This is a genomic window from Succinimonas sp., assembly GCF_045225735.1.
In the GTDB taxonomy this organism is placed as follows: domain Bacteria; phylum Pseudomonadota; class Gammaproteobacteria; order Enterobacterales; family Succinivibrionaceae; genus Succinimonas.
In genome coordinates this window covers 1-10,008 of the sequence record NZ_JBGVBR010000375.1, presented here as the reverse complement: position 1 = coordinate 10,008, position 10,008 = coordinate 1, and the positions used below count along the sequence as shown (strand labels likewise).

The window sequence follows — 10,008 nt, the reverse complement described above, 5'->3', positions numbered from 1 at the left end:
CAGCTAAAGCATCCAAATCCGGAATATCGCTGTTGGGATTGCCCAGAGTCTCGGCATAAATAAGACGGGTCTTATCAGTAATGGCATTCTTCACTTCCTCAAGATTATGGATATCCACAAAGGCGGTGGTAATGCCCAGCTGCGGCAGGGTATGAGCCAAAAGGTTATAGCTGCCGCCGTAGATGGTCTTCTGAGCCACTACATGCCCGCCGTGAGCTGCCAGGGCCTGCACCACATAAGTGATGGCCGCGGCTCCGGAAGCTACCGCAAGAGCGCCGGTACCGCCTTCAAGAGCAGCCACCCGCTTCTCCAGCACCTCCTGAGTGGGGTTGGTAAGACGGCCGTACACGTTGCCGGGTTCGGTGAGAGCAAAACGGCCGGCGGCATGCTTGCTGTTATGGAACACATAAGAGGTGGTCTGGTAGATGGGCACCGCTCTGGCATCGGTGGCGGGATCGGCGGCTTCCTGACCAACGTGAAGCTGCAGGGTTTCAAATCTGTAATTACTCATTTTCATATACTCCGTGAATTCTGTTTAAATCTGGTTCAGTCTGTTTAAATCTGCTGTTATCTGATTTCCGGCCGCTCCGGTTTTCATTCGGGGCGTTTTCCGGGGATAAAAAAAGACCCGGCATCCTGTGTATTCATTAAATCTGAGAGCCGGGCCACGCGCTTGAAACGAAGCCTGTTCAGCTTCTGCCGGCTGTCCGGAAAAGGAACAGCCTCTCCTGCGCGCCTGCTGCAAAATAGCTCCCGCTGCCCTGCATAAGACACATTCGACAGGAGGGACACCAGGGGAAGAGATACTCTCTGATGCTCCCGAGTGTTCCCAGGCTGAAAAACGCATTCTTTGCGGCTTTTACTGTTGGCATGCTGTCCTCCGATTTCCGGGCTTTGCCCTGCTGATAAAAAACATCCGGCGCTTAAGTCAGACGCTGATTCCATGTTCCCGGAGGGTAATACGGCCGGAGCTTCTGATGTTCCGGAATCCCGTTTCCCTCCTGAGATGTCGCTATGATAAAACCCATTACCTAGTATGTCAATAGGTTTTAAATTTTTTTTTCAAAAAAATTTCCGGCGCCCTGTCCCGGGGCTATGAACAGACCAGAAGGAAGGCGGCGGCGGATTGCTTCCGGCCTTATGATGCCGGTTTCCCGCTTCTGCCGCCGGCTTCCCGCCCTCCTGAAAGGAGTCCCACCGGAAGAGAATTCCGGAACTCCCGGACACGCTTCTTGAAAAACCTACTAACCTTTAGGTATAATAGGCTTAACAAAAAATTAATCACGATCCCCGCTCCTCCCCCGATCCCCGGAGCAAGATGCCCCGGGGGTTTTCAGGAAGGCGGCGGCGGAGGCTGATAAATAAGATACTGACAATAAGAAGAAAGGAAAGAAGGTCAAATACCATGATTTCAACACGGGGACGTTACGCTTTAAGGGTAATGATAGATCTGGCGGAGAACAGAGGTCTCGCAGAAGGCGAACACGCAGGTGACAGAAAAGAAGCCGAGGGCAAATACATTCCCCTCAAGGACATTGCCCTCAGACAGGAAATATCCAAAAAGTACCTGGAAATCATTGTCCGGGATCTGGTGGCGGGCGGGCTTATTGTGGGGGCCAGCGGCAAGGGGGGCGGCTACCGGCTGTCCCGGAATCCGGAGGAGTACACCGTGGGGGAGATCATCGAGATCATGGAGGGATGTCTGGCCACGGTGGCCTGTCTGGCAGATCCCAACTATAACTGCCCCCGCCGGGCGCAGTGCCGCACGCTGCCCATGTGGCAGGAATACAATACCCTGGTGCGGAACTTTTTCTACGGAAAGAAGCTCAGCGATCTCATGAAATCCGAAGACCAGGCCGGGACTCCAGCCGGTCCCTCCAATCCCTCCAATCCCTCCAATCCCTCCAATCCCTCCAATCCCTCCTGCTAGTTCTCTCCGGAAGAAGCCCCGGCATCATTACTGCGGGCTTCCTGATTCCGGAGAGCCTCATCCATCCGGGCTCTGGTATCCGAAGAAGCCTGCCCCGCCGGTTCCGGGAGGGGATCCCCCTTCCGGCCGAATTCCCCGATAAAGTCATTAAGCCCCGGACACAGGGCATCACCCTTGCAGCGGGCGGCGGCCAGCAAAATTCTTGCTCCGTCATCAAACAGGTATTCCGTGATATCCCCGGGGCAGGTCATGAGGAAGCCCGGCACGCCGGCGGCGCTCCGGGGCTCCGGGGCCTTGCAGGATCCCCGGGCGGCCAGAAAGGCGGCGGTGTTTTTCAGGGAAAGCTCTCCCGCATTTCCGATAACCGCCATGGTGACCACGGCTCCGGTTTCATCATTAAGGTAGATGCTGCGGGAACCCGCATCATAATCATGAGCCTGCCAGGCGGCCGCCGCGGGGAGAGGCAGGAGAGCCGCAAGTCCGAGGGCGCAGAAAACGGCGGCGGCCAGGCTGCGGCCGGGGACTGATTTTTGAGGGGGGAATGCTTTCATATGAGCTTCGATCTCCTTGGTACAGGTAATATTACTGCTATTGTACCGTAAGATGCCGGTACCGGGCAGGAACCGGGCCGTAATGGCGTCCTTGTGAGGTTTAAGCGCTTCCCGGGCCGGATGCGTCCCGGGAAGGCGGCATAAAAAAGGGCCCCGGGGAAAGCTCCCTGAGACCCTTAATGCCTTCCGGCGTCCCGTCCGGGGAACGCCATGGGCTCCTTTGCAGATTTATTTAGCGCGGTTCTGCAGCCCTGCTGTCACATCTCCCCTGATGTCGTGGAAAATCCGGTGCAGATACACCCTTTCCTCTCTGGTGATCCGGTACCCGAAGGCCCGATCCAGAGCATGGACGACTTTCTCCGGAGAGTCCGCGTCCTGACACAGATGAGCCCAGCGGATAAGCGCTCTTGTGGTCATCGGGATGGTCATGTAGACTGCGGTGCCCTCCTGGCAGGTATGCGATCTTCTTATTTCGCCGGCAGTGCGCACCATAATTCCGATAAACTCTCTGCCGAGTTCCGGATAAAGATCCCCGAGGAGCTTTTCCTCGCGCTCCGGAGGCATGTAATTGCTCTCCAGAAAGCGGAATCTGTCCAAAAACGCCGCATTCAGAAGACGAGTGCCTGCATAGGACTCCTCCGAACCGGCGCCATTGGTATTGGCGGTTACTATCAGACGAAAATTTGCATGCGGAGTAATCACTTCTCCGTTGTTCTGCGCAATGCAGAGCGGCCTCCCTTCCAGTACGTCGTTCAGGCCTGCCAGCTCTGCCGGGTCAGCCAGATCGATCTCATTTAACATGAGAATATAGCCATACTTCAGGGCCCGTACCAGGGGACCGTACACGAACATCACCTCGCCCCGGACAATGGTGTTGTGCCCTGTCAGGTCGGCCATTTCAAACCTCCCGTTCAGAGTCATTTCCACTGCCGGCCAGCCTAAACGAGCGGCTGCCTGATGCACCATGCTGGTTTTTCCGGATCCGGACGGTCCGAAAATATACAGGGCATCATTCATCGGGGCTGCCAGATAATCAAGAAGGCCCTTAAGGAGCTCTTCCTGAAAAACATACCCCGGTTCCCGCTTCGGAATCAGACGGGACACCGCCGCCATGCTCTCAGCATCCTGATAGCACGGCACTGCGATCTCATCTTCAACGCCCTCAAGAACCGGAAAAAGATCTCCGTACTTGAAGACAGTGTTCCTGGTGGGAAGGGCATCGCCCTGATTCAAGCTGTTTACAGGTGTTTCATTAACGCACATGTTTTGTTTACCTCAACGTTGTGCGGAGAAGGATTGCTCCCCCGCGTTTCATACTGCCGGAAAACCGGACAGCCAGCGCTCATATGAGCAGAAAACTGTTTCCCTCGGGAAACAGACCAGCGCGTCCCGGAGGACGCAGAAAGAGAAAGCCGGGCTTTCTCTTCTTAACCGGGTAAAACGCGGAGCGGGGACTTAAAGCCCCTCATTTCCGGGCCTGATTATATATGACGAAAAATTCCGGGCTGCGAAATAAGCCTTTGCGATCCCCCGGAAGCCTTTCAGATAAAGCCCCGGATCGTGTCTGAGGGCGATGGAGGAAAACAGGGATCTCAGCGGGAACCCTGCGGGATAACGGGGGACATCTCCCCGGGAAAGCGGCCGGATAAAATCCTCCGGAAAACCGGCGGACGAGGGCCCCGGAAGCAGCAGCAAAAAATAAGACAGAGATCTTGTTTCATTCTTATGAGAAAAAGCTTTCCGGGCGCCGGACCTGATACCGGGCTTATAATCATAAGGCTGGAAACGTTTTCCAGAGGCAAGGCAGGACAATACCGACAGGGCAGATGCAAATGGACAATGATAATTTCGTAACCAACATTCTCATTCTCGGCAAAACCGGCGCGGGGAAATCAACTCTGGTGAACTATCTTTACGGCAGGGAAATCGCCGTGGCCCGGGCCGGCCGCCCCGTAACCGAAAAGGGCCTCCACCGCCATGAGCCCTTTGCCTACAATGGCATGGACATTGTGATCTGGGACAGCTGGGGCCTGGAGCCGGACAAGGCCCGGGAATGGTGGGAAAGCCTGAAGGAGGAGCTGGCCCGGCAGAGCGGTCAGCCCCATATCAGGGACTGGATCCATACCGTCATCTACTGCTACGATGCCAAGAAGTCCCGCCTGGACAGCTACGAAAGCGAGCACATTCTGAAGCCTCTTATCGACATGGGGTACCGGGTGATTTTTGCGCTCACCAAATGGGGGCTCTGCTCCGATGCTGAAAAGGAGGCCGCCATGAGAGTCCTTGATGAGAGCTATCCCGGATTCTCCGCCATCCCCGTGGAATCCGTCTCCCAGAAGCTCCGGGGCGGCCGCACCACTGCTCCCGAGGGCCGGGAGGATATCTTCCGGGGCATCTGCCTTAATCTCCGGAAGAGCCTCATGTATCATCTCCGGTGCCGCGCCCGGGACGAAATGCAGGAGGCGGTCAGCCGCGCGGAAAGAGCCGCCCTCGCCTATTACGACAAGCATACCGGCTATATCTTCACCGTTTACGGCGAGGATCTCATGAACGAGATCCAGAAGATTGCCCGGGAAAGCTATGAGAACAACATCAGAGAGGTCTACGACCGGCTCCGGAACAATATCACTCTCATTGACAGCATGTGCGTGGCCGTGATCCGGGGCTATACCGGCATTGACGTTTCGGAAAAGCTCAAGGGACTTCATGTCATTATGAGCAGCATCAAGGACACCCGGATTGCCGCCTGGACCGGGGACTGGGGCGAATATTTCGGGGACACCCTTGCCACCATATTCACCGCCGGCATTCGTTTCTTCACCCGGAAGAGCTCCTATCGCGAGGATCTGGAAAATAAGCTCGGGGAAGTCAGCGAGAAGCTTACCCAGGATCTCAGAAGCTTTGCGGATACTCTGGACAAGGAGGATATTGAGGTGAATGAGGGAATAGAAGAAAAGCTTAACGCCGCCAGTATCCGGAATTAGCAGGATTTGAGTTTTTTTTGGATTTGCGGAATTCCGGGTTTTTGGATTTCAGTTTTTTTTCATTAACAGGGAAAGGAGATGCCCGGGATTCCGGGATCTCCTGAGGCCCCGGCTCTCCCGGGAGACCGGAAAACCGCAGGGCAAATACGACAGACCTCATGTTTTACGGCCCTGAGACCGGCTTTCCCGGCGCCGGGTTTAACGCCGGGCTTATAATCATGACCATTGGAAACGTTTTCTGAGCAGCATTTATCAGATGCGAAATTATGAGCTCCGGCCATACTCCGCCGGAAAAGGAGATTACCATGAGCAGCAATAAAGTAACAGGCCAGGAAGCCACCGGAAATGCAGTGCCGTCAGAGGTCGCCGCTCCGCAGAACCCCGCCCCGCAAAACATGGACGAGGCCCTGAAGGAGTTTCAGAAAAAATTCCGGGAGGAAATGGCAGGCTTTCTCTCCGGGTATGATGAAAACGGGAAGCCCCGGATACTGATTGCCGGAGCCACCGGCTGCGGCAAGAGCACCGTCTGCAATCTGGTGTTTAACCGGGAGATCACCGCCTCCGGCAGCGGCGAACCCACCACCCGGGGCGTGCATAAGCTCTCCATTCCGGACATTCCGGTGATCATCTATGACTCCGAGGGCTATGAAACCGGGGCCCGCTTCTCCGACCGCCGGGACAGCGCCGAGGACTCCGGCCAGAAGTACAGCGACATTATCATGAATGCCGTGGGAAAGGAGCAGATCGACCTTATCTGGTACTGCATCAGCGCTCCCGGCGGCCGGGTTACCGATGTGGACACCTCCCTTATCAAGCAGTTCCGGGCCCTTAAAAAGCCGGTGGCGGTGGTGCTGACCCAGATCGACGTGGCCACCGAGGAGGACTGCGAGGAGCTCAAGAAGATCATTGTGCAGGAGGTGGACGGCCCGGATCCCGATCCCGCCCGGAAAATCGCGGTTTTTGAAAGCACCACCGATCCTGAAATCACGGTGCCTCAGGGCATTCCGGAGCTTCACGCCTGGTCCTTTGACCACCTTATGGAATCACGGCAGGATGCCTTCGTGATCTCCTGCCGCCGGGGCTTTGATGAAAAGGACAAGCTGGCTAAAAAATGGATCGCCGCCGCTGCAACGGCCGCCGCCACAGCTTCGTTTTCGCCGCTGCCCTTCTCTGACACCCTGCTTATCACTCCGGCGCAGCTCACCCTGTTTGCCCGGCTGCTCCATCTCTGGAACATGACGGAATTTGAAAAGGTTCTGGGAACCGGCATTGCGGAAACCCTTATGCCCGCTCTCGGAAGATCCCTGGCCGGCAATCTCATTAAGCTGATTCCCGGAGCCGGCGCCGTTATCGGAGGCATTATTAATGCCAGCGTGTCCAGCACCCTGACCTACGCCTCCGGCATGGCCCTGAACAAATCCTGCCGCCTCCTGCTGGAAAAGCAGCTCTCGGGATCCGTGACCGCCGCGGTGGTCAAGGAGCTTCTGAGCAGCGAGACCATCGTCTCCGCCGCAAAGGAATATGCCGAGAGCTACCGCGGGAAGAAGGAAGAAGGCTAATCTCCGGAACCGGTAACACTTAAAAGGGCCGCCCCGAGGCGGCTCCCAGGACAAACAAGCCAAGGACATCTTTCCATGAGCAGCTTCTCCACCAACATTCTCATTCTCGGCAAAATCGGCGCCGGCAAGGCCTCGCTGGTGAATTATCTCTACAGCCAGGAGATCGCCGTGTCCCGCTCCCTCAGGCCGGCTGCCGCCAAGGGGCTTCATTACCATAAGCCCTTCGCCTACAAGGACATAAACATCGTGATCTGGGACACCTGGGGGCTGGAGGCGGACAAGGCTCAGGAATGGTGGACGGATCTCCGGGACTCCCTAGTTCAGCAAAGCGGAAACCCGGACATCCGGGACTGGATCCACACGGTCATCTACTGCTTCGATGCCAAGAGATCCCGCCTGGACGAATATGAAAAGGAGCATATTCTGAAGCCTCTGGCTGACATGGGCTACCGGATCATCTTCGCCCTCACCAAGTGGGGGCTCTGCTCCCCTGATGAAAAGGAAGCCGCCCGGCAGGTGATCTTCCGGGAATTTCCGGGGTTTTCCAGAATCTCCGTGGAATCCGTAAGCCAGAAGCTCCGGAACGGCACGGTAACCGAGCAGCAGGGCCGGGACTCTATCTTCCGGGAAATCTGCCTGAACCTCCGGGAAAATCTCACCTATCATCTCAGAAAGCAGATCCGGGCTGACATGGCCGCGGCCGTGGCGCAGGCGGAAGACGCCTCCCGAACCTATTTCAACGAAAACACCGGCATCTTCAAGGCCTACAGCGAGGAGCTTCATGAGAGCATTCAGAACGTGGTGCGGCAAAACTATCGGGAAAAGATCGGCGCGGTATATGAGCGGCTCCGCAGCAATCTCACTCTCATTGACATGATGTGCGTGGAGGTCATCCGGGGCTATACCGGCATTGATGTCTCGGAAACCCTGAAGAATTTTTATCTTCTGGTAGAAAGCATGAACGACATCAAAGTCAGCCTCTGGGACAACGATTTCGATGATTATTTTGTGTCCTCGGCCATGAACACTCTGTTTTTCGGGATATACCGGTTCGTCCAAAGCAATACCTATCAGAAGAATCTGGACAATCAGCTCAGCGAGATCAGCGCCAAACTGACGCAGGATCTGGAAAGCATCGCCGACACTCTGGATCATGCGGAAAACAAGGTCGCGGAGGATCTCTCCCGGCTTCTGGCCGCCGGTAACGCCGTGTAAGGGACGGGACTGCGGAAGACCGGCCGGCTGTAATGAGGGCCGCAGAATGCAGAACGGCTATAGTAACGGCAGCGCCGGCTCAGGGAGGAAAGAAAAGCCGGAACCGAGCATGAGAGCACGGGGCAGAGAACAGCGTAATTAAATAACCGCGGGGTTAAGAACGGAGCAGCAAAGGAACAGAGCTAAAAGAACAACAGTAAATTACGGTAAAAGAACAAACCTAAAAGAACAGTAAAAGAAACAGAAGGGAAATGCATGATTTTATATGACAAGAGCAATTTCGCCGAGGGAGAGTTAACCATCTCTCTTCCGGCGGCGCAGAAGGTACTCTCCCGCAAGGAGATCCCGTCATTTTCTCAGCCGGAATTAGCCACGGAGGGCCAGTGTCTGGCCGTCACCTTCACCAACAGCAAGGTGGGCCGGGTGCGGCTTCTCCTCCGCATCGACGGCATTAAGATCACGAGAGACATGGCAGAGGCTCAGGTATATCTGGAGGATATCAAGCTTCTGAGCTCCGGCGTCATGAACTTCTTCAAGGACGCCCTGATGTTCACCGGACTGGAGGCCAAGATTCTGCAGCTCCTGCCGGGGCCCATCAAGGTGACGGCCGGAGACGCTCCCAAATCCTATGTGGTGGATTTCTTTGAGCTTATCAGAAAGAAAAAGCTGAATACCGGAAACGGCGTTATCGATAGCTGCCGCGCGGGCCCCGACTGCCTTATTCTGCACTTTGTGATTGAGGATATTCTCTAGCAGCGGCCGGCGGAGATCTGCCAAGGTCAGGAATCAGAGCCGCCCCGGGGAGACCCGGGGCCTGGCATCTGATTCGGATGAGATGCCGGGTAAGGCTTATTTGCAAGCAAAGGCGCAGGTCACGTGCTCGCTAAGGTGCTTGTTCATCTGATAGATGCAATGTTGTTCTGGTCGGTGCTGTTGTCTTCCCTGCTATCTTGAAGGATGATGTGTAAAGCGAAGTACGGAATGCTTGCCGGACTTATCCACAGGACATATTCACAGCAGGCAGCATAGCAGGTGAAAATCATCCGGGGACGTGTTTTTTAAGGTAACGAAAGCTGGAAAAGCACCAAGAGGAGAGCAAAAACAAGGCCAAAAACAGGAATAAGACAAAGGCAGCCATAATAAGTATGAACTATAAAATTGGCTGTTATCAGAACAGGTAATTGGTTACATACATCTAGGCTTCAAAAAGTTTGACAAACCTCAAATAATTTTACTGTTTATGTGACGACCATCAACAAATGCCTGCTCATTGACTCTCAGAATAGTAAAATTTCGCCAGAAGAGCACGTCTATATTTTCGTCTGATTTTTTATCATCGTGTTAAGAAGTGATCCAGATCCCGCATCAGGTAGGAGCACCTCATTTTTTTGGGACATTTTTTCGCCGTGGGTCTATAATCTCTGTAACGAGGAATTAATGGGGACACCGTCAAAGAGCAATGTTTTTTTGACACCCGTTGAGGCCTTGTGACACGGTACCCCCCAGACGGAGGCGCCGCATGGGGGGATACCCTATTGCGGTATTGAAACGCCTCGATCCATGCCATGCCATCTTTACGAACGGCAGGCCGCATGGGGGGATACCCTATTGCGGTATTGAAACATTAATCGAGTCTGAAGATTTCTTTGAAAATCTTTTCGCCGCATGGGGGGATACCCTATTGCGGTATTGAAACGCCAAGGCAAACGCCTCGGCCACGCTGGTCTTACCAGGCCGCATGGGGGGATACCCTATTGCGGTATTGAAAC

The 10,008-nt window shown here is 55.0% G+C and carries 8 protein-coding genes; 5 read left to right on the top strand and 3 right to left on the bottom strand.

The window, feature by feature from the left end; all coding sequences use genetic code 11:
- Positions 1-511 (bottom strand): PLP-dependent transferase (locus ACJROR_RS13130; RefSeq protein WP_406547474.1); only part of this gene is annotated, 511 nt, incomplete at its 3' end.
- A gap of 894 nt (positions 512-1,405) precedes the next feature.
- On the opposite strand from ACJROR_RS13130, the gene ACJROR_RS13125 reads away from it, so the two are divergent.
- Positions 1,406-1,930 carry an RrF2 family transcriptional regulator gene (locus ACJROR_RS13125; RefSeq protein ID WP_406547473.1) on the top strand — a complete coding sequence of 175 codons (525 nt, stop codon included), beginning with the start codon at positions 1,406-1,408 and terminating at the stop codon, positions 1,928-1,930.
- Here ACJROR_RS13125 and ACJROR_RS13120 read toward each other — a convergent pair.
- Together ACJROR_RS13120 and ACJROR_RS13115 are read right to left on the bottom strand one after the other, a co-directional pair.
- The gene (locus tag ACJROR_RS13120) at positions 1,927-2,481 is read right to left on the bottom strand and encodes a hypothetical protein (RefSeq protein WP_406547472.1); all 555 of its coding nucleotides are present in this window, start codon (positions 2,479-2,481) and stop codon (positions 1,927-1,929) included. The two genes, ACJROR_RS13125 and ACJROR_RS13120, sit on opposite strands and share 4 nt — an antisense overlap.
- A gap of 228 nt (positions 2,482-2,709) precedes the next feature.
- Positions 2,710-3,744: an AAA family ATPase gene (locus ACJROR_RS13115; protein WP_406039490.1), complete on the bottom strand. Its 1,035-nt coding sequence runs from the start codon at positions 3,742-3,744 to the stop codon at positions 2,710-2,712.
- A 569-nt stretch (positions 3,745-4,313) separates the two neighbouring features.
- Here ACJROR_RS13115 and ACJROR_RS13110 point away from each other — a divergent pair.
- From ACJROR_RS13110 to ACJROR_RS13095, 4 genes are all read left to right on the top strand, one after another.
- Positions 4,314-5,465 carry a GTPase gene (locus ACJROR_RS13110; RefSeq protein WP_406547470.1) on the top strand — a complete coding sequence of 384 codons (1,152 nt, stop codon included), beginning with the start codon at positions 4,314-4,316 and terminating at the stop codon, positions 5,463-5,465.
- A gap of 305 nt (positions 5,466-5,770) precedes the next feature.
- Positions 5,771-7,024 (top strand): GTPase, encoded by a 1,254-nt coding sequence (locus tag ACJROR_RS13105; protein WP_406547468.1) that lies wholly within the window; start codon positions 5,771-5,773, stop codon positions 7,022-7,024.
- A gap of 75 nt (positions 7,025-7,099) precedes the next feature.
- On the top strand, positions 7,100-8,239 hold the full coding sequence (locus ACJROR_RS13100) for a GTPase (RefSeq protein ID WP_406547467.1): 1,140 nt from the start codon (positions 7,100-7,102) through the stop codon (positions 8,237-8,239).
- 255 nt (positions 8,240-8,494) lie between these two features.
- Complete coding sequence (locus ACJROR_RS13095) at positions 8,495-8,992, top strand: hypothetical protein (RefSeq protein WP_406039498.1); 498 nt, start codon at positions 8,495-8,497, stop codon at positions 8,990-8,992.
- The last annotated feature ends 1,016 nt before the right edge of the window (positions 8,993-10,008 follow it).

What these genes read in the sequence shown, in the direction of transcription:
- ACJROR_RS13125 (WP_406547473.1), top strand. Translation starts at nt 1,406, where the DNA reads ATGATTTCAACACGGGGACGTTACGCTTTAAGGGTAATGATAGATCTG.
- ACJROR_RS13105 (WP_406547468.1), top strand. Translation starts at nt 5,771, where the DNA reads ATGAGCAGCAATAAAGTAACAGGCCAGGAAGCCACCGGAAATGCAGTG.
- ACJROR_RS13095 (WP_406039498.1), top strand. Translation starts at nt 8,495, where the DNA reads ATGATTTTATATGACAAGAGCAATTTCGCCGAGGGAGAGTTAACCATC.
- ACJROR_RS13115 (WP_406039490.1), bottom strand. Translation starts at nt 3,744, where the DNA reads ATGTGCGTTAATGAAACACCTGTAAACAGCTTGAATCAGGGCGATGCC.
- ACJROR_RS13110 (WP_406547470.1), top strand. Translation starts at nt 4,314, where the DNA reads ATGGACAATGATAATTTCGTAACCAACATTCTCATTCTCGGCAAAACC.
- ACJROR_RS13120 (WP_406547472.1), bottom strand. Translation starts at nt 2,481, where the DNA reads ATGAAAGCATTCCCCCCTCAAAAATCAGTCCCCGGCCGCAGCCTGGCC.
- ACJROR_RS13100 (WP_406547467.1), top strand. Translation starts at nt 7,100, where the DNA reads ATGAGCAGCTTCTCCACCAACATTCTCATTCTCGGCAAAATCGGCGCC.